We start from the raw sequence: 18,672 nt of genomic DNA, 5'->3' as shown, positions 1-18,672 counted from the left end.
TACTATGGTGTAAGAGTGAAAAATAAAAGGTTGAGGTGACTGCCCATGCGTACCATTTTGCCGTTGAATGACCAGTGGTTTTACCGTCCTGAATATGTCGAAAGTGAAGTAAGTACAGGTATTGATGCGAGTCGATATGAGTCCATTTTGCTGCCGCATACCAATGTAGAGCTGCCGTATAACTATTTTGACGACAAGGCGTTTCAGTTTGTTTCCACATATAAAAGGAAACTGGATGTTCCGGCAGATGCCAAGGGTAAGCGGGTGTATGTCGATTTTGAAGGGGTTATGTCCTATGCACAGGTATATTTGAACGGAGTAAAAGCGGGTGAGCATAAAGGCGGCTATACACCATTCAGCATTGAATTGACCGAGCTTGCTGAATATGGCGGTTCTAATATGCTTACGGTTGTCGTCGATTCTACGGAACGGGACGACATTCCACCCTTTGGGGCAGTCATCGACTATCTGACCTATGGCGGGATTTACCGGGAGGTGCAGCTCCGAATCGTCGAGCCTGTACATTTCGGAACGGTATTCGTCCAGACACCGGAGCCGTTGGCGGCAAGCAAAGCGGTACACGTGACCGTCGAGCTGGAGGGAATGGATGCTCAGCAGGGCGATTTGGCGGTCGCCTTACGGCTGCTGGATGGAGACAGCTTGAAGGCAGAGACCGGACCGACAGCAGTGACTGCGGGCGATATGGCACTTGAGCTGAAAGAGCTGAACGGTCTACAGCTGTGGGAGCTGGACAATCCCAAGCTGTATGAAGCAGAGCTGACGCTGCTGCGTAACGGGGAAGAACTGGATCAGCTGAGCGTGCGCTTCGGGTTTCGCGAAGCCGAATTCCAGCCGGATGGATTTTACCTGAACGGGCGTAAGCTCAAGCTGCTTGGCTTGAACCGCCATCAGTCTTACCCGTATGTCGGCTATGCGATGCCCAAAAGAGCGCAGCGACGTGATGCTGATATACTCAAAGAAGAACTGGGCCTGAACATGGTGCGGACGTCGCATTATCCGCAGTCGCGTCATTTTCTGGATCGTTGTGATGAGATTGGATTGCTCGTTTTTGAGGAAATTCCGGGTTGGCAGCATATCGGCGGTGAAGCGTGGAAGGAACAGGCAGTAAAGGACGTAGAGGACATGATTATCCGTGATCGCAATCATCCATCCATCGTGATCTGGGGTGTACGGATTAATGAATCGCAGGATGACCATGATCTGTACGCCCGTACCAATGAGCTTGCACGCAGGCTTGATCCGACCCGCGCTACGGGCGGTGTGCGTTATATTGTAGGCAGCGAGATGCTGGAAGATGTATATACGATGAACGATTTTGTTCATGACGGTGGGCATAAAAAATATTTGGCGAAGGAAATTCGCAATTTCGATACGTATGACGATACAGAGGGCGTAGATGGTGAAACGACAGGCTTGCGCCAGCCATCTTTTGTTACAAAGCTGGATCACCCGGTCCCTTATCTGGTAACGGAGTATAACGGGCATATGTATCCGACCAAACGTTTTGATCAGGAGGAACGGGTGATGGAGCATGCGCTGCGCCATACGCGGGTGCAAAATGCCTCCTATGCCGATGAAGGCATTGCCGGAGCGATCGGCTGGTGTGCTTTTGACTATAATACACATGCCGACTTTGGTTCTGGCGATAAAATTTGCTACCACGGTGTCATGGATATGTTTCGTCTGCCTAAATTTGCGGCGAATGTGTACCGTAGCCAGAAGCGGGTCGAGCAGGAAATTGTGATGGAGCCGGTTACGTATTGGTCCCGTGGTGAGCGAAACATCGGAGGCATTGTGCCGCTGGTTGTGTTTACCAATTGCGATGAGGTGGAGTTTATCTACGGCGACGAGCGCAAGGGAGTTTATCGTCCGAACCAAGAGAAGTACCCGGCGCTTCCACATCCTCCCGTCGTTATTGACGAGCTGACAGGCCACTGGGGCATGAAGTGGGAAGATGCGGTGTTCATCGGGTATGTGGACGGTCAAGAAGTGATCCGCAGACGCTACTCTCGTAATCCAGTGCCGACGGAGCTGCGGGTGTCCGCAGACGATACCGTGCTGGAGGCGGGTGATTGGGACGTGACGAGAGTTGTGGTGGACGCTTTGGACGAATACGGCAACGGCTTGCCGTTCTATGCTGATCCCGTTTCGGTGGAGGTCGAGGGAGTGGGTGAATTGATAGGCCCATCCAGCTTGGCGCTCATTGGTGGGCGTATTGCGTTCTGGATTCGTACGAAGGGGGAGGCTGGAAATATCTGTGTGAAGGTTTCCGCCCCTTCCCGTTTTAGTCCGCAGGAATTGAGCATTATCGTAAAATAAGGATGCAAAGGCAACGTACAGCCGGATTTTTAACGGTGAGTGGTTTTCCATGATTCAAAAAAAGGGGTTGTCCGCAGGTTCTGCAAGAATCTGAGAGGGCAACCCTTCTTTCGTGTATTTTAAGGTGCGTTAATCTATAAATCTCGTAAATTGTGTCTTATTCCTGAGTCAATTCACAATTACGTTCATAGATTTGAAGGCATAGAATACACTATCAAACGCAAGGGAGGTGAGTACTATGGCGATCCTTTTACCTTCGCAAATCTACAATCTCGCTGCGGGTGTGGGTAAATCCTTTTTTGAAAACCTGAATGGCGGGAATAATGCTACGATTACTGTTAATAATACGGGTGCAAATCCAGTCGATCTTGTCGTTACTCGTGTCAATGCTCCTGTGATCACTTATGTGATTCCGGCAGCCAACAGTCTTACGTTAGAAGTTGCTTTACTGCTGGTAGCCGCTCTCCAGGCTACTGCAGCTGGAGCTGTGACGGGCACGATCCAAATTGCCACGTCTGATTTTTAATCTGTGACGACCTGATCCTCTAACTCTGGCTTGCTGCAAAGTGAGCTAGAGTTTTTTTGTTTATTTGAAACTTTCTGAAACTTTTTTGGGGTTGTGCCGATATATACATATACGACATAGAGAATCGACAGGTCAAACTTAGAAACTAACACATTTGAAAAGGAGCACCCTGAATGAGCTTAAGCAATCCGGTTTTACGTGATGACATTTTTTTGCGAGAAGATGAAAGAGAAGTTAGCGAACAACGTATGACCATTGGAGGAACGGTAAACAAAACGTTGCTTCTACTTGTTTTGCTTATCGTTTCTGGCAGTATAACCTGGTATATGAATGATCAGGGGATCATAGAGGTACTATCCATGATGACCGCAGGCTTGTTCGGCATGGCCGGCATGGCCCTTGCGATATTCTTTTTTCCAAAAACAGCTCCACTTCTTTCGCCAATCTATGCGATTTTCAGTGGCTTTGCTTTAGGCGGTATTTCAGCTTATATGGAGTATGAATACCCCGGCATTGTGGCCAATGCCATTCTGCTGACCGTAGGTATCTTGTTACTGATGCTCTTTATGTACACACAGCGAATCATCAAGGTGACACAGGGCTTTATCTCATTCGTTGTTTTGTGTACGCTGGCCATTGCTCTGGTCACGCTGGTAGACTTCATCTTGAACATTTTCGGTATGAATGTTCCGTATATCCATGAGACAGGCTGGCTTGGCATCGGCATCAGTTTATTTGTTGTGATCATTGCGGCTTTGAATCTGCTGGTGGATTTTAATTTTATTGAGGAGCAGACCGAGCAAGGGGCACCCAAATACATGGAATGGTACGGCGCTTTTGGATTGCTCTTGACCCTGGTATGGCTGTATGTGCGGATTCTGGAGCTGTTGTCCAAGTTCAGCAAGGAGGACTAAGTGTCTGCAATTCATGAATAGTTTCACTTTAATGTGCAGATAGGTGCAGGATAAGGAGAAGAGGACGGCTGAATCCGCCCTCAGGCTGTTCGAGAAAGTCTCGACAGCCTGAGGGCCACCTGCTGATGCAATTGGCCTTTGCTGTTACCCGTTAACACCGTGGTTGAAAGGAGCAAATATCATCAGCATAAATGTAACTACTAATATTTTTCTCATGTGAATGCACTCCCTGTAAGATATTTTGATACTTTGTCAGCTGTTCCGTTGTTGCAAACGGACGAACGGTTTCGAACATGGCAATAGTTGTAATGAATTCCCTGTATAGATCCATTGTAACTGCTGTTTGCAAATAATTCAGAATATCATTTATGGCGACACCATACCGCTGCTGATTTATGTTATAGATAGCTAGTTGATTAAGTAATTTCACATAATACACACGATTTCCAAGGTCTTCAAAGCTGGAAAAAGTCTCTAGCTGATCGGGGATATAATAATAGTACTCGTCTATATTCCATTCATTTATGTTTGCTGCCTCAAAAATTGTGATTAATCCGGGCAATGTTTCCTCGTCGTTTTCTTGTAAAAACTCATTGTACTCCTTCAATATTTCTTTATTCCCTGATAATAAGTCTACAGCGTATCCATTGGCCACTGCCAATCCTTTAAAACGTTCTATTTCTTGTATATCTTCGTCCGTAGCATGTTCGTACCATCCTAAGTCAGCATATTTAGCTATATATTCTCTTGCTCGATCAAAAAGACCTTGCTTCTGGAAAACGATGGATTTAGCCAGGTATCCGTATCCAAAATAAAAGATAAGTGGGTGCTTTAGCATCTGATTTAGAGGAACAACGTCACCCCATTTTTGTCTACTGTTATAACTGCGTTCAGCCATACTTAAAATGTGTTCAGCGACGCGATCCGCTTCTGCCCAATCATTTTGTCTATAATTTAGCCGAAACAATTCAAAACCCTTATCCAAGGGATGCACGTGTTCAGACAACAAATAAATTTCTTCCTCTGTTTTAAAACGATTCTCCATCACTAACCCTCCATAAGATAGATTCATTTCACTATAACGGAGCCTTTATAGGTAAAATCATGAAGAAAACGTTACCGCACGCTATAATAGCTTTTTAAGCTGAGAAATACGGCCTTGTGACACGCCAAGCCATTTTGCATATTCATTCTGCTTGGCTGTAGGATGTTCCCGCATGAGTCTTTTTAGGCTTTCAATCAGTTCTTGTGATGACCGCCGTTTTACTTTTTTTTCTTTGTACGTAGGCTCCTTAACAACAGGGGCAGGAATGGGACTAATACCTACATTTCCCTTCAGGTCGAGGATACATTGCTTACATAGAAGTAAACCTTTGAAATAGGTTAGATCCTGAAATGATTTGCACAAATTACAGGAAACCCCGCTACTATACTTTCCAATGCCCATAAAACCTTGTTCAATGTCCATATAAAATTCTAAAGGCTCGCCAATCTCAATCCCTACTGTGTTTCGGATTTCCATGGGAATAACAATCCGGCCTAACGTATCTAAGCGACGTGTCATACCTGTCCTCTTCAATTGAGATCCTCCTTATCAGATGATAGAAACCCACTTCATTCTCTGAACGGTTACCTATGATTTTTGCGTGTAAAATCCAATGTTCTCCAAAAAGAGGTATTTATTGTTGTACCAATAGATGGTATATTGAAAACATACAAATATTTCATTATATTATAAGTTTTCCAATTCTTCTTTTTGCTTAAATTTGCAGACTTCCAAAGTTCACGCTGAAAGGGTGATTTATTCATGGAAATAACACCTACGATTCGGGCAGAAATTGAAAGATATCTGAAACAGAAAAGCTTAAGTATGACCCAGTTTGGCAATATCACGAGTTTAAATGTAGGCACTGTTAGCAGCATCATCACAGGTAATCGTTCTTTATCTGTTAATCAACTGGATCGCATTACGATGGGCATGAATTTACCACCGGACTATTTTTATGAGCGATTCGTTGAAGAATGTGTTGAAGAATCTCCACTTAACTGGCGGAGAGTAAAACCTTTCGTATATCGTTGTGTTGAGTTAGGGCGACTGGATTGCTTACAGCGTGCTGTAAGCATGTTTCTAGATAGTCCGATCTACACTCATTCACTCTTTGAACTGGCTGAGGATTTGTTCCACAAAGGGTATCGGGACACAGCAGCTTACCTTTATGAAAACGTGGCTGTGAGTGAAAGAAAGCAGCATTCAGAACGGCTTGCTTTGTGCCAGTATCGGTTGTTCAGCATCCGGATCGGGAAAGATCAGGCTCAAAATCTTCAAGCAGCTGCTAAATTTGAACCTTTTGTCGACCGTTTGGATGAAGTTGACCAACTGGATGCCTTTAAGGACTTGGCCAACGTGTATAGATCATTAAGTATGTGGGATAAGGTCTATAAATTTTCATGTCAGATGTATAAGTTAGGACAGGTTCAATATGACTTAGTTCATAATTCCAAAAAAGAAACAGAACTGAAAAATAAACTGCGTTCTGGACCACTGTTTGCATACATAGCCTACGCTGAGTTGATGTGCGCACATGCTTGTGATGCGAAAGGAAGTCATAAACAGGCATTAGAACATATTCAAGGTTATGCCGATCTAAGCTGGGTAAAAGAGAATGATGATGAATCACTTTATTGGAAAAACCAATTCCAGCAATGGGCTAAAATTAATACTTACGTAAACGGGCTTATGTCTGGAGATATTAGTGTTCTGTCGGACTACGTAGAATATATATCCGGCGAACAACACATTTTTAATGAACTTTTGAATATCGTTGAAGCAGCCAATAAATACAATATTGATGTGGATCACATCCTCCATCGCTTTGAACCTAAAATTGCGTCGTATAAGGAACCATCTCCTGTTGAGCCGTTTTTACTGCAACAGCAAGCACGATTTTGGTACAAACTGGCTAAATACAGCTTGAACAAAGGTAGATATCCATACGGTTTCAAATGTTTAATAAAAGCTTTGGAAAAATCTGTTACAATAAATCATGTACTACTTATTGCCAATTGTGTTGGGCTATTTTTCGATTTTAAAACACATGCGGCTCCCGAAGTACAGACTCAGTTCCAATCCATTTATAGGGAGGTGTGGAAAAGTAATGATAAAAAAGATAGCTTTAACCTTAATAACAGCTAGTTTCTTACTGGTATTCGTAGTACCAGTTCACAATCCAACCGTTGGAACATTCCAGACGCAAGACCATATTGGAACATTTTAATCCATAATAATTATTACCTTGGCCAGCCCTTATGCTGGCTTTTTTTATTTATTTTGTTGTTTTGACTAAAAAAGATCATAATGCATTTGTTCATTACCTCATAAAATGAGATTTATCAGGGGGTAATGAACATGAACAATGATGAAAATTTAACGTTAAATCAACAGATCGAAAGTGCCAGACAACGATTGCATGATCTTTATAAACAGTATGGTTTTGGACATGCTTGCGTACTTGAGCAGGCTATGTTTTTGAACGAACTAATTAATCAGTACAATCGTATGTATCAGAATAAACATCACTTTGTTCAGTCAGAAACCTCAGAAGCCACTCCTTCCTTATGCAAAAATATTCCCCTTCCCAATCCCACATAACGCTCATAATTATTCAATAAAATGGATTATCTGAGATAAAAATAAAAATACATGCCCATGTAATAAAATGTAAATAAGTTGGTGCGTAATTTACATTTATAGTAATAGCCAAGCTGCTACGCCTAGAACGATGGTTCATGGTGAGTCGGACATGCGTTGGGACGGTAACGGGATTTTTATTCATTTAACTGACTTCTGAGTCCGTTGTCCGCTTCTGCCTTTCAAAATTTGAGAGGCGGGACAGGCGACCAGTACATCGGTCGTTTTGGGCTTTTATCGATATGTGGAGGAATACGAAGGAGCAGCGAATTCCTGGAAGCACGTCAAAGTGTGCTGTGCGGTATAGTATTGTGAAAAAAGGTATTTTTAGTGATGATGCTTACGTGCAGGTATTCCAAACTGGTTTCAATTATTGGAATGGAGCGGCTTTTTATAATACTATTTACACAGGTCGGCAATATTCTGGTGTGTACTTAAAAGCTACAAATGAGGAACTTGGTAATTCCGTGAAGATAAGAGGACATGTATACGGAAATTAAAATTAGGATGCAAGGGGGATCTGAAGACTAGTTCTTTAGGTCTTCTTGCTACTTTATGATCTATGGAGGTCACAAATGGTTTTGCTAAAAGATAGTTCTAATAAAGAAGTAATTCGAGAGCAATATGAACAATTATGGAGTGAACTTTTAATTAAAGATGAAAAAAAAGCGGAAGTCGTTTTGAAAAAATTAGAATATGAGTTGCTGCCTACCCGTCAGAAAATCCTAAGACCATGGGAAAAAATCCTGTCCCCATTTAAAACCCGTCTTATATGGATTATCCTCCTTAGTGTGATTGCATTCTTTCTTTTAGCTTACGTCTTATTTATATATGTATCTTTATGGGTTGAAGATTATTAAAGACGTTCCTGGGAAACCGGGAGCGTCTTTTTTTAGCGTTACTCGCGCCGGACATTTTTCCACGGCTCTATTGTTCGTGTTCCAAAGAGTTTCTTCATAAGGTACATGCTTGATTATAGTTTTAGAAGATGGTGTTATATGTAAGAAAAGTCGTTCTCTATATGAGTGCGTGGATTGAAATAGCACAGAATCGAATCCCCAACGAAACATGTGTTGATGGGTTGTCACAATGTATACAGCATCCCTCTTTGGCTACCTTCTTTTTTCCTGTCTCCTGATCGTGGAACAAGGCGTTCCCTCCCTAATAAATAAATTAAGCTTCAGGGAAAAAACAAAAACACAAGTAAATGCGCTTGTGTTTTTGTTTTTAACTTGACTATCTTGTTATTCTTGAATTTTTTTTGCAATTTCCATCAATTCGTCAAGAGTGGAATTGAAAGAAGAAACAGTATAAAAGTGATCTTTAGTAATCAGATGAACAACCTTTCTTTCTTCCCCGTCAACATAAACAGCAGTATGGTCGTTGATTTTAGTCGACTCAACCTTTTCCCCTTTATATGAGTCTTTCAAACTATCAATAGTAGCCTGTTCATCCATTTGGGATTCGGTTTGAATGACCATAATTTCAGTACCATCAGTTCCGCGATATGACTGTCTAATGATCAGTCCATTCTCGCCTTTTAAAGCTGTTGTGTTTAATGGTTTCAAGTTGTGTTTTTCAGCCGCTGTCGCTTTAAGCGAGGCTCCCTGCGCTAGATTGGGAATATGGATATTTTCTGCTGGTACATCAGATATGTTTATGAGTCCTTCGATATCACCAGAGCTTTCAACTACTGTCTCTGCTGGTGTTTCAGTCGGCGCTTGTACTGTTGAAGCATCAATCGCTTCTGCTTTCGTCTCAACCGGAACCTGCGATGGAGCTTCCGATTCGGCAGCATATGAATTATATACAAATGCACCACTACCTATTACGAGTGCGCCACCTAATGCTACAGCAACTAATTGTTTTTTCAAATTAAACCCCTCCTATTAATATACAGTACCTTCAGTAACGGTCCTATTATTGGATTTGTACAAAACAGAATATCTCATACCACTACCACTATCTCTTGTCCCATAAAACACGTAATAAGTCGAACTGTCAGGAGTAGATAAATAGAAAGATCTTCCTGGAACTTCAACAGAGACATTATAGTTCATTCTATTCCAAGTCCCAGAACCAGCTATTCCATCTACCGTTAGTCCTTTAGCTCTTTGAAAATTTTGGAGCCCCGATTTCACACCGCTACCAAAACTTCCATCAATCGTTCCTACGGCTCCCTGTTGTCCATAGGCCCATAAATTTGCTTGCAGCGCTCTCACATATCCCCCACTGTCGCCTTGGCGCAAAGTAGGGAAACCACTAAAATCACTGGCGGCACTTGCTATGCTTGCAAGCCCGAGACTACCTACTAACGCCATAGATGCAACAGCTAGAGACATTACAGATTTCAGGTTTCTTTTCAACGCAGTTCCCTCCATTTTATAATTCTACGATTTTTAGCCCTGCTCATTAGCTTCCTTGTTCTGATTAAATAGAGTGATCCCCTTCTTTCCAAGACAAGAGTGGACTTTATTAATCAGGATGGTTATGTAAGACTACTGGTATGTTCTTATGACTAATAAAGCATGTTCAAAAAACAGCTATTATAAATTAGTTAGCTATTTTTTACATTTGTTTGTATCCTCTTACATTATAAGTTTTTTTATTGTAATTTTTCAACAAAACTATGGACAACCCTACCAATTTATTAGGGGCACGCTGCGGAATTGAACCGCGCAAGGGGTCCGACCAGGCTGTTAATGTTTCCGCTGGTTAACTGGTGCCTTGCTGCCTGCGCGTGCCGTAAAGCCCCGGAATGATCTCCGGGGAAGGAAACTGGATTCTGCCGAATTACAGAAGCTCTGCTGCAAGCTGCTTGAGCACTGTTGGCGTAGCAATGAGCTTGCCGTCCGACTTGTTGCCTTTGACGTAAGCTTTGTCCTCGTCGGTATAGTAAATAACACCTTGTCCCTCAATTACCAGATAGCCGCTTTCGTCGTCCGTCAGACTCATTTGTACATACTTTCCATGCTGTTTGGCATGCTCTTCATCGTGCAGATGCAAAATGCGGTCCTTACTAAAAAATGCAAAACGTGGTTGTGCAGACATGATTATGTCCTCCTAATATTAGCTTGTTGAAAAATTGAAAAGGCCGGCACATTGGCCGACCTGATTCACCGAAGCTCGAAGGCTGTGGTGTATTCCTTATTCGATTTTCCATGGTATAAATTTATCTCATCAAAAGTCCAATGGCGGGCCATAAAGCGATCATTTTTCCGTCAAAAATATTACTAGTCAAATTGACCAATTGTGAAATTGCTTCTCCAACTCCAAAAATCGCCTAATCCACTCCCAGTAATACTCACTGAACCTAAAGATATAGCGAATGGTACTTCAGTGAATGAATGAGCATAAGCATTGGCGAAGCTACCTGTATAACCACCATGCGCTTTTGGTATTCTTACTTCAGTATATAAAGTTCCATATTGCTCTTTGATGGGTATTAAGCGGACCGACCCAATAGTCCCCAAAGTTTGTGATTGGTCAATATTACTAAATTCACCATCATGCCAGTTTCCATTTGCTGAACGATAAAAGAAATCAGCTTTTGACCCAAGGGCAGTAGTATGAGATTGGAAGGCATGCGCGACCCTATCTGTTAGGGTAAACCAAGGGATGTTGCTCCAGCTAAATTGTGTTCTGTATGAATACTTGAACTCATTACCGTTTGCTGTTTTCCCCAAATATTGAATTGAAGAAGTGCCTGAAAAAGTACCGTCGTTAACAGATCCCATTGCAGATGTGCTAAACTTATCACCTTTTATTTTTTTAAAATCAGCTTCTCTGATTTTGTTAATTTCAGCTTCATTTTCTGGTGTGATTATATGTTCCTTACCACTAAGATCAAAATATTTGTGAACCATTTCACTTTGGTTTAAATTAACTTTCACTCCACCCTCAGTAATGAGATAAACTTTCTCTGCCTCAGAGAGTTTTTCAATTTCTTTTTCGGTATAACCCATTTCGCTTAATATCTCGTATTGTTGTTTCTCCGTCAAAGATTTTGCATTCTCAATCGGCTCAATACGACCATCAGAAAATTTTTTAACCGTTAGATTGTTGTCAATTTTCAGTGGAGTATAGTCCGTTACCTCAATTTCTGCCGCACTAGCCGCGCTAACTGACCCTTGAGAAAATGCAAGGAGTCCAACTACCACAAGCGAGAGTAAACCTGTCTTCTTTTTCATTTTTTACCTCCATAATGGAATAATTTAGTAAATCTATTTCCGACATTATCATATATATAGTATAATGGTAAATTATTGGAGGTGATGATATTTTTGGTCAAAAAAATAAAATAATTAAAATTACTTTAAGAATTGCATTTATTTTGCTAGTATTTGGCTGGATTTATTATTATTCAGGATCTCATCCAAGTGAAATGGCTAAACTAGTTGAAATCCATGATGATTACTTAGTAATACAGAGTGATCCCGCTAACGGAGGTGAGATTAAAAAATTATATATATCTTCAAAGTCCGTTATCCCTCCACTTGTGGTAGGAAAAGAATATTTTTTCGTGTCTGACCAAAGATATTTCCAACGTCCATATATCCGTTTTGTAGAAGATTAAAGCAACAAAAGTCGAAGAAAACCGATCTTCGACTTTTGCTTTTTATACAATTTGGATATCTATATATTTTTCTGTTATAACGTTAAGATTCGATGCAGTCCCCAGTATGTTGATAGCTTCACCTTTTAATCTACGAAATGTGCTTTCACTAATGCACATTTCCCCGCAACTGATATAGTCAAACTCGCCCTCATCGCCCAGGTAACTCCGCGGAATAACCTCCCGTTGCATACTGGATAGCTTGCTCATGGCCATATCAAGCAGACGATCTTTGGCCTGAAGGAAGCTACTGAAAAAGTCCCCATTATCGCTATTCCCTCACCCGTGGTATAATTTGGTGAGGTTTAGGTCGATTGACCCCCGCGAGCCCGGCCAAGGAATGCGGGGGGTTGTTTGTATTACTCCGGGATGCATATCGCGCAGAACTCGTCCCATTCGGCCTGACATTCTTCCAGACTCCATCCGTTTACCAAGTCTGCTGGATAGCCGTATTCCATCAATAATTTTCGATAATCTATAGTCATTTTAATACCTAATCCCTTCTGTTCTATTAGACATTCGCAGCTAACAATCTGACCCCTTAACAAGTCGTATAAAATCTCTTCACTTTAACAGGCAAGCCATCTAACGAAAGACTAGCATTTTCTGAAATATAGTATTCCTTCCTCTACAACCTCGCCAAATGCCTGGAACATCAGCCAGATCGCCATTCTGAGATGCGCTGAAACATGTCTCGTAAATACATATGTCGTTCTCTATATGAGAGCGTTGATTGAAATGAACTTGCTCATATAAGCAAAAAACCATCTAGCCCTTTAAACTGTACCCTATAGAGTAGGCACTTACAAAAAAGTCTACCCTTAGGGTACTTTTTTGTATAATCAAGAAAACAGGTTGAACGGCTGAATGCCGTCCTTTTTTGATACCAAAGAAGAGATGGTTTAAAAATTGCATTTTACGTTAAATACATAGAAGTTGGGTAAACATAAACATCATGACAAACAGGAGAGGAGTGGGTGTATGTATCAAGTGGTGTTGGTGAGGCATGGAGAAAGTGTGTATAACCGACAAAACCTGTTCACAGGCTGGACGGACGTGGACCTGACTGAACAGGGAACGCATGAGGCCATCGAGGCGGGGCGTATTCTCAAGGAGGCCGGGTATACGTTTGATTTGGCATTTGCCTCTGTGCTAAAGCGTTCTATACGCACGCTGTATCACATCCTGGATGAGCTGGATCATTTGTGGATACCCGTGCAGAAGTCATGGAAGCTGAATGAACGCCATTACGGTGCGCTGCAAGGGCTTAGCAAGCTGGATTCTGCTGTAGAATATGGCGAGGAACAGGTTCATATCTGGCGGCGAAGCCTGACAGTGCGACCTCCCATGCTGGATGAGAAGGATGAACGGAGTCCACGCAGGGAAGAGTGTTACCGCCACATTAAGCCGGAGGAGCTGCCGCTGGGGGAAAGTCTGGAGGATACGGTGCACCGGGTCGGGGAGTTTTGGAAGCAGCGGATTGTGCCGTTGATCCTTAAAAAGGATCGAGTTATCATTTCCGCACATGGCAATACGTTACGCGCATTGATCAAGTATATGGAGAATCTGGACGAAACCGCATTGCTGGATTTAAATATTCCGACAGGCATTCCGCTGGTGTATGAGCTGGACGATCATATAGATCCTATCCGACGCTTCTATTTGGGTGATCCGAGTCATGTGGAGGCGAAAAAGCAGGCTGTAGCCAATCAAAGCAAGGTGATAGAGTAAATGGAAGATACCAAAGAGGACAGGGCGCTTCCTCGCATCCTGTCCTCTTTGTGTTGAATAAAGTTAAGCCTCCAAGTCGTCTTCTGCTCCCCGGCTGTCATTTCCGGCGGGAAGTACCCATACCGATACGCTGCCGGCGCGAACTGGAAATACGCCGTAGCCGTCCTGAGCGATCGTTACGGCGTGATTGTGATGCCCCGTCAAATCAGTCCATTGCTCTCCTGCGCGCTGTTTCCCTACGAACATACGCTTTTCTCCGTTGTCTGCATTGGTGACCACTACAGCGCAGCCGGAGCCTTTCAATTCAGGAACGCCCAGACGCACCCATCCAATCGTATGGGGATCATCCAAATAATCCTTTTGCTCTCCATAGGCTTTATGGTACCGGGCATACAGGAGCGGATCTAACTCAGTCTGCTTGCCTTTCACGGGTGTTTTTCCCCGAATGCCGTAGTAATCCCCGTAGAATACGCAGGGATAACCGTCCTTGCGTAGCAGAATGAGCGCATAGGCGCTGGGCTTGAACCAGTCCCCCACCCAGGATTCGAGTGCTTCATGCGGCTGAGAATCATGATTATCGACAAAAGTGACCGAGTTTAGGGGGTGAGTATGAACCAGCGTGTCCTCGAAAATGGTGCTTAGATCGAAATCCTTGCCACCCAAGGAAGCGCTATATAGTTTGTAGTGGAGGGATACGTCGAACAGGTCGATTTTATAATCGATGGTATCCAGGAACCTCTGGCATGATTCCAGATCCGGCTTCCAAAACTCGCCCACCATATAAAAATCCTGTCCACGCTTTTTGATCATTTCCGTGGCAAACTCCCGTACAAATTCATGATTGATATGCTTGATCGCATCCAGACGAAATCCGTTGCACTGCAGGGTATCCACCAGCCATTGGCCCCAGCGAATCATTTCCCTGCGTACATCCTGATGGTTATAGTCAATATTGGCAAACATTAAATAATCATAATTGCCGAATTCATCGTCTACATGTTCGCTCCAGCTTTTATTTTTGCCTAAAATACGATAAATTCCTGTCCGGTTCTGACTTGCATCATAATCAGTTCCGTTAAAATGTTCAAAATTCCATTGGAATGTGGAATACTGACCTTGGCGGCCGGGAAATGTAAATTTAGTCCACCCTTTGATATCAAAGGGTTCTGAAATAACCTCATTGCGGTTATCCGGGTTAACCTCGACGACCTTGAACACTTCGGTTTCATCTGCACCGGCCTTATGGTTCATGACCAGATCGACATAGACGGTCACGCCGTGGCGAACGCAGGCGGCAACAGCTTCCGAAAGGTCTTTCTTGGTTCCGTATTTGGTGCGTACCGCACCCTTTTGGTTAAACTCGCCCAGATCGTAAAGGTCATAGACGCCGTATCCCGTATCCTCGGGCGATTGGCCCTTGGTGACAGGTGGAATCCATATCGCGTCAATTCCTTTAGCCTTCAGCTCCGGTGCCAGGCGGGCAAGTTTCTTCCAGTGAGAACCGTCTGCTTCGACATTCCACTCGAAAAACTGCATCATCGTATGGTTCCTTTTCATGTGCGTCCCTCCTCCATATATAACAAGTTACCCACCAAGTGAGGGGGGCTAAACGTCAGACGGTTAATATGGTACTAAACGATGGCTAGAAAAGGAAACGTGAAAACGGTAAAATGAATCTAACTTAACAGGGGTACAAATTTCAGGCTAACCCATGAAGAAGCATGAGCGACGGAGGGAGGAGGGATGAACATGACGGAACCACAGCAAAGCAGAAATGAAGCGGGCGAGCCGTTGATGAAAAAATGTACGTATTGTCAGGAACTGAAGCCGCTAGCGGAGTTTCAGCGCAGAACCGGCCGTCGGGCGGGCCCGTATTCCCGCCGCGGTCCTTGCCGTTCTTGCCGGGGATTAGCCGCACAAGAGCGTGTGGCTACGTCTGCTCCCTCCGGCGAGGGAATGAAGCCCTTGGCCGCTTCCATGACGCGGCATAACCTGGGGGCAGGTGAGGCTGTCCCAAGTCTGGATTCATCGGCACAGTCTGACCTGTTGCCTCACCTACCCCGCAGGAAGCCGGTCACAGATAAGGCGCGCGAGCGCCATCGACAGCGGGTGCGGAATCTGCTTAGCAGGCTAAAGCCTGCGGATACCCGGGCGCTGCGCCTCAATCGCAACGGCATGATTCGGCTCAGAGGCAAAACCGATCAGGGGAGACGCTGGCATCAGGAGATTGAACTTGATTTGGCAATGACCCTGGTTAGAGAGCGCATGGCGGTGATTGTAAATCCATACACCGTTCGCAGGCTCTACAGTAACAAGGAATTTCGCCAATATGTGCTCAAGCGTGACCGTTATACCTGCTTTTTCTGTGGCGGCTATGGTGATACAATTGATCATTTGCTGCCTCGTGCTAAAGGTGGGCACACGACGCCGGTCAATTGTGTATGTGCCTGCAACGAGTGCAATCAGGTTAAAGCTGCTCGTGATGTAGAGGAATTTATCGAGTCTGGTGTGCCGCTGCCGTCCCCTCATAATTTAGAGTCTCCTGATGATTCCGGTACTTCTGAGGACACCTTGCATACGTAGGGCGATTTCTAAGGGAGTATCAGCCTATAGTAATGCTCCTTTTCAACGGTAAACTTGGACAAAAAACGAGTTTATTCTAATTTTTATCTAAAATAACAAATAAAATTTGCGGAAATTTGTGAAAATTTAAAATTTTTTCGACGATTGTGTTGTAAAAAGTGTAATATAGAGGTATAGGGTTCCGTTTCGGCCTGTTGTAGTCACGGAGAAGCGCTTCGTGAGATATTCCGCAGCAGTAACAACAACAGAATACCGTCTGAGTAATATACAATTGGCATCTGCGATGATCAGTCTTGCCCTTTAGGGTATAGGCCGGTTTAAGCTGTGCTTCTTGCATGTTTAAGGGCGCGAATTCATAGAATGTTTTATTGCTAGAGTTTATAGATACAGGTTATAAGAAAGGAATGGACTTCTATTTTCACAGTAAAGGAGGACGTTCACGCATGTCTGAAAACCAACAAGAGGTGGCTGTAACACAAGAAGCTACCAAAGAGTCTCGGGATGTACTGGACCAATTGATGAAACCGGAGGTTCAGCAATCGCTGACCGTGCTGGTAGAGAACCTGCCCAAGTTGACTGAGATGGTTACTCTGATGACCGACGCTTATGATGTAGCCCGCAGTCTGGCAACCGACCCTGTCTTTCTCGGAGATATGAAAAACTCCATGGGAGAGTTTGTGAAGCCTGTTACAGAGTCGGCTAAAGGTTTGGCTTCTGCTGCCATTGAAGCTAACGACCGTGTACAAACTACAGACGGCAGTGTAGGTCTGTTTGGCCTGCTCAAAATGCTTAAAGATCCAAATGTACAAAAAACGCTGCGTTTCAGCCAGGCTTTCCTGGACATTCTGAATGAGCGCCAACGCGAAAGCAAATAATTATCTGATCAAGAACGGAGGATGGACATGTCGAAGCAAATTTTGATCTTGGGCGGCGGATACGGCGGATTGCTGGCCGCTCTCACAGCACGCCAGCATCTGGACGCTAGCCAAGCAACCATTACAGTGGTTAACCGCTTTGCGTCGCACCAAATTATTACGGAGCTGCACCGTTTGGCGGCAGGTACAATTGCCGAAAAAGCTGTTGCGCTTCCTTTGGAGAAACTGCTGCGTAACAAAGATATTATCCTGAAAGTGGATACGGTTTCGGAAATCAAGCCGGACGATAAAAAAGTAACCTTGGCCAGTGGCGCTACGTTGAGCTATGACGCTCTCGTTATTTCCCTGGGCAGTGAAACGGCTTACTTTGGTATTCCGGGGCTGCAAGAGCACAGCTTCACACTGAAATCAGTGGCAGAAGCCAATCGTATCCGCGCACATGTGGAAGCTCGTCTGGATGCTTACAAGCAATCCGGTAACAAAGCAGACGCTACAATCGTTATCGGCGGTGGTGGTCTGACAGGCGTCGAGCTGGTAGGCGAATATGCTGACAAGCTGCCTGCGGTTTGCCGTGAAAAAGGCATTAACTACGAAGATATTAGCCTCTACTGTGTAGAAGCTGGACCATCTATTCTGGCAGGCTTCCCGCAAGCACTGGTTGATCGTGCAGTCTCAAGCCTTGAAAAACGTGGCGTTCAAATCGTAGCTGGTGTTCCAATTACGGAAATGAAAGCCGACGAAGTTCTGCTCAAAGACGGACGCTCGATCAAAACGAGCACACTGGTCTGGACAGGCGGCGTACAAGGTAACGCACTGGTTGGCGCATCCGGTATTGAAGTGAACCGTGGTCGTGCAACCGTGAATGGTGCCTTGCAATCGACTTCCCACGAAGACATCTTCCTGGCTGGTGACAGCGCAGTGGTGTTCCCGAGTGAAGGCGAGCGTCCATACCCTCCAACTGCACAGTTGGCTTGGCAAATGGGCGAGACGGTGGGTTACAACCTGTTTGCTTACTTTAACGGAGCAAAGATGGAACAATTCACACCTGTATTCTCCGGTACGCTGGGCAGCTTGGGCAGAACAGACGCGATCGGTACTGTAGGCGCGAATGGCACCCAACTGAAAGGCGCTGTAGCTACTTTGATGAAAGAAGGCAGTAACATCCGTTACCTGTCCCACATTAAAGGACTTTTTGCATTGGCTTATTAATATTTCTTGCTTTTATATGCTTTATTCAAAGAGAGTGCAATTCTGTGCTCTCTTTTTGTTTTGCAGTTAAATCCATTATAAACCAGTATATGTAAAGTGTCATGTGTATTTTTGGATATATGTTGTAAATTATGGTTGAAATGATATTTTTGTGACGATACACTGGTAACAAACAATAACGAGGAGGGCAT

Annotated in this window: 18 protein-coding genes; 10 read left to right on the top strand and 8 right to left on the bottom strand. The window is 44.0% G+C overall.

Annotated features, from left to right (window positions below; all coding sequences use genetic code 11):
* Positions 1–45: 45 nt before the first annotated feature.
* The 3 genes from BAZ21_RS05100 (at position 46) to BAZ21_RS05090 (ending at position 3,780) form a co-directional block, all read left to right on the top strand.
* The gene (locus tag BAZ21_RS05100) at positions 46–2,340 is read left to right on the top strand and encodes a glycoside hydrolase family 2 protein (protein WP_068497689.1); all 2,295 of its coding nucleotides are present in this window, start codon (positions 46–48) and stop codon (positions 2,338–2,340) included.
* Between the two features lie 238 nt (positions 2,341–2,578).
* Positions 2,579–2,866 (top strand): hypothetical protein, encoded by a 288-nt coding sequence (locus BAZ21_RS05095; protein ID WP_068497688.1) that lies wholly within the window; start codon positions 2,579–2,581, stop codon positions 2,864–2,866.
* 173 nt (positions 2,867–3,039) lie between these two features.
* Entirely contained in the window at positions 3,040–3,780 is a 741-nt protein-coding gene (locus BAZ21_RS05090; RefSeq protein ID WP_068497686.1) for a Bax inhibitor-1/YccA family protein, read from the top strand.
* Between the two features lie 151 nt (positions 3,781–3,931).
* On the opposite strand, the gene BAZ21_RS05085 is transcribed toward BAZ21_RS05090, so the two are convergent.
* Both BAZ21_RS05085 and BAZ21_RS05080 read right to left on the bottom strand, forming a co-directional pair.
* A complete protein-coding gene (locus BAZ21_RS05085; protein WP_068497683.1) occupies positions 3,932–4,825 on the bottom strand; it encodes a DNA-binding protein in 894 nt (297 codons plus the stop codon).
* A gap of 81 nt (positions 4,826–4,906) precedes the next feature.
* Positions 4,907–5,359: an AbrB/MazE/SpoVT family DNA-binding domain-containing protein gene (locus BAZ21_RS05080; protein WP_068497681.1), complete on the bottom strand. Its 453-nt coding sequence runs from the start codon at positions 5,357–5,359 to the stop codon at positions 4,907–4,909.
* Positions 5,360–5,587: 228 nt separating this feature from the next.
* Here BAZ21_RS05080 and BAZ21_RS05075 point away from each other — a divergent pair, with 228 nt between their 5' ends.
* The 3 genes from BAZ21_RS05075 to BAZ21_RS05060 all read left to right on the top strand — a co-directional run bounded on the left by BAZ21_RS05075 (position 5,588) and on the right by BAZ21_RS05060 (position 8,328).
* Complete coding sequence (locus BAZ21_RS05075) at positions 5,588–6,973, top strand: helix-turn-helix domain-containing protein (protein ID WP_068497680.1); 1,386 nt, start codon at positions 5,588–5,590, stop codon at positions 6,971–6,973.
* Between the two features lie 213 nt (positions 6,974–7,186).
* Positions 7,187–7,429, top strand: coding sequence for an aspartyl-phosphate phosphatase Spo0E family protein (locus BAZ21_RS05070; RefSeq protein WP_068497678.1), 243 nt, complete (start codon positions 7,187–7,189; stop codon positions 7,427–7,429).
* A gap of 614 nt (positions 7,430–8,043) precedes the next feature.
* Positions 8,044–8,328, top strand: a complete 285-nt coding sequence (locus BAZ21_RS05060) for a hypothetical protein (protein ID WP_068497675.1) — start codon at positions 8,044–8,046, stop codon at positions 8,326–8,328.
* 384 nt (positions 8,329–8,712) lie between these two features.
* Here the strand turns inward: BAZ21_RS05060 and BAZ21_RS05055 are convergent, their stop codons facing one another.
* From BAZ21_RS05055 to BAZ21_RS29505, 5 genes are all read right to left on the bottom strand, one after another.
* Positions 8,713–9,342 carry a DUF4367 domain-containing protein gene (locus BAZ21_RS05055; protein ID WP_068497672.1) on the bottom strand — a complete coding sequence of 210 codons (630 nt, stop codon included), beginning with the start codon at positions 9,340–9,342 and terminating at the stop codon, positions 8,713–8,715.
* A 15-nt stretch (positions 9,343–9,357) separates the two neighbouring features.
* Positions 9,358–9,834 carry a peptidoglycan-binding domain-containing protein gene (locus tag BAZ21_RS05050; protein WP_068497671.1) on the bottom strand — a complete coding sequence of 159 codons (477 nt, stop codon included), beginning with the start codon at positions 9,832–9,834 and terminating at the stop codon, positions 9,358–9,360.
* Between the two features lie 427 nt (positions 9,835–10,261).
* Entirely contained in the window at positions 10,262–10,519 is a 258-nt protein-coding gene (locus BAZ21_RS05045; protein ID WP_068497669.1) for a hypothetical protein, read from the bottom strand.
* A gap of 182 nt (positions 10,520–10,701) precedes the next feature.
* Complete coding sequence (locus BAZ21_RS05040; RefSeq protein ID WP_068497667.1) at positions 10,702–11,658, bottom strand: hypothetical protein; 957 nt, start codon at positions 11,656–11,658, stop codon at positions 10,702–10,704.
* Between the two features lie 784 nt (positions 11,659–12,442).
* Positions 12,443–12,568: a hypothetical protein gene (locus BAZ21_RS29505; protein WP_256019883.1), complete on the bottom strand. Its 126-nt coding sequence runs from the start codon at positions 12,566–12,568 to the stop codon at positions 12,443–12,445.
* 496 nt (positions 12,569–13,064) lie between these two features.
* Here BAZ21_RS29505 and gpmA point away from each other — a divergent pair, with 496 nt between their 5' ends.
* Positions 13,065–13,814: a 2,3-diphosphoglycerate-dependent phosphoglycerate mutase gene (gpmA, locus tag BAZ21_RS05030; RefSeq protein ID WP_068497664.1), complete on the top strand. Its 750-nt coding sequence runs from the start codon at positions 13,065–13,067 to the stop codon at positions 13,812–13,814.
* 63 nt (positions 13,815–13,877) lie between these two features.
* Here gpmA and BAZ21_RS05025 read toward each other — a convergent pair whose 3' ends face one another.
* Positions 13,878–15,371, bottom strand: a complete 1,494-nt coding sequence (locus BAZ21_RS05025; RefSeq protein ID WP_068497663.1) for an alpha-amylase — start codon at positions 15,369–15,371, stop codon at positions 13,878–13,880.
* Positions 15,372–15,563: 192 nt separating this feature from the next.
* On the opposite strand from BAZ21_RS05025, the gene BAZ21_RS05020 reads away from it, so the two are divergent.
* The 3 genes from BAZ21_RS05020 (at position 15,564) to BAZ21_RS05010 (ending at position 18,481) form a co-directional block, all read left to right on the top strand.
* Positions 15,564–16,397, top strand: coding sequence for an HNH endonuclease (locus tag BAZ21_RS05020; RefSeq protein WP_068497662.1), 834 nt, complete (start codon positions 15,564–15,566; stop codon positions 16,395–16,397).
* Between the two features lie 443 nt (positions 16,398–16,840).
* The gene (locus BAZ21_RS05015) at positions 16,841–17,272 is read left to right on the top strand and encodes a DUF1641 domain-containing protein (RefSeq protein WP_068497661.1); all 432 of its coding nucleotides are present in this window, start codon (positions 16,841–16,843) and stop codon (positions 17,270–17,272) included.
* Positions 17,273–17,299: 27 nt separating this feature from the next.
* The gene (locus BAZ21_RS05010; protein ID WP_068497660.1) at positions 17,300–18,481 is read left to right on the top strand and encodes an NAD(P)/FAD-dependent oxidoreductase; all 1,182 of its coding nucleotides are present in this window, start codon (positions 17,300–17,302) and stop codon (positions 18,479–18,481) included.
* Positions 18,482–18,672 lie beyond the last annotated feature (191 nt).

The sequence above is a fragment of the Paenibacillus kribbensis genome (genome assembly GCF_001705305.1).
GTDB classification, from domain to species: Bacteria; Bacillota; Bacilli; order Paenibacillales; family Paenibacillaceae; genus Paenibacillus; species Paenibacillus kribbensis_B.
This window is presented reverse-complemented; position numbering and strand designations above follow the sequence as displayed.

Excerpts from the sequence above, each read along its gene's own strand:
- BAZ21_RS05100 (WP_068497689.1), top strand. The coding sequence starts at position 46 with ATGCGTACCATTTTGCCGTTGAATGACCAGTGGTTTTACCGTCCTGAA.
- BAZ21_RS05095 (WP_068497688.1), top strand. The coding sequence starts at position 2,579 with ATGGCGATCCTTTTACCTTCGCAAATCTACAATCTCGCTGCGGGTGTG.
- BAZ21_RS05090 (WP_068497686.1), top strand. The coding sequence starts at position 3,040 with ATGAGCTTAAGCAATCCGGTTTTACGTGATGACATTTTTTTGCGAGAA.
- BAZ21_RS05085 (WP_068497683.1), bottom strand. The coding sequence starts at position 4,825 with ATGGAGAATCGTTTTAAAACAGAGGAAGAAATTTATTTGTTGTCTGAA.
- BAZ21_RS05075 (WP_068497680.1), top strand. The coding sequence starts at position 5,588 with ATGGAAATAACACCTACGATTCGGGCAGAAATTGAAAGATATCTGAAA.
- BAZ21_RS05070 (WP_068497678.1), top strand. The coding sequence starts at position 7,187 with ATGAACAATGATGAAAATTTAACGTTAAATCAACAGATCGAAAGTGCC.
- BAZ21_RS05060 (WP_068497675.1), top strand. The coding sequence starts at position 8,044 with ATGGTTTTGCTAAAAGATAGTTCTAATAAAGAAGTAATTCGAGAGCAA.
- BAZ21_RS05045 (WP_068497669.1), bottom strand. The coding sequence starts at position 10,519 with ATGTCTGCACAACCACGTTTTGCATTTTTTAGTAAGGACCGCATTTTG.
- BAZ21_RS05040 (WP_068497667.1), bottom strand. The coding sequence starts at position 11,658 with ATGAAAAAGAAGACAGGTTTACTCTCGCTTGTGGTAGTTGGACTCCTT.
- BAZ21_RS29505 (WP_256019883.1), bottom strand. The coding sequence starts at position 12,568 with ATGACTATAGATTATCGAAAATTATTGATGGAATACGGCTATCCAGCA.
- gpmA (WP_068497664.1), top strand. The coding sequence starts at position 13,065 with ATGTATCAAGTGGTGTTGGTGAGGCATGGAGAAAGTGTGTATAACCGA.
- BAZ21_RS05025 (WP_068497663.1), bottom strand. The coding sequence starts at position 15,371 with ATGAAAAGGAACCATACGATGATGCAGTTTTTCGAGTGGAATGTCGAA.
- BAZ21_RS05020 (WP_068497662.1), top strand. The coding sequence starts at position 15,564 with ATGACGGAACCACAGCAAAGCAGAAATGAAGCGGGCGAGCCGTTGATG.
- BAZ21_RS05015 (WP_068497661.1), top strand. The coding sequence starts at position 16,841 with ATGTCTGAAAACCAACAAGAGGTGGCTGTAACACAAGAAGCTACCAAA.
- BAZ21_RS05010 (WP_068497660.1), top strand. The coding sequence starts at position 17,300 with ATGTCGAAGCAAATTTTGATCTTGGGCGGCGGATACGGCGGATTGCTG.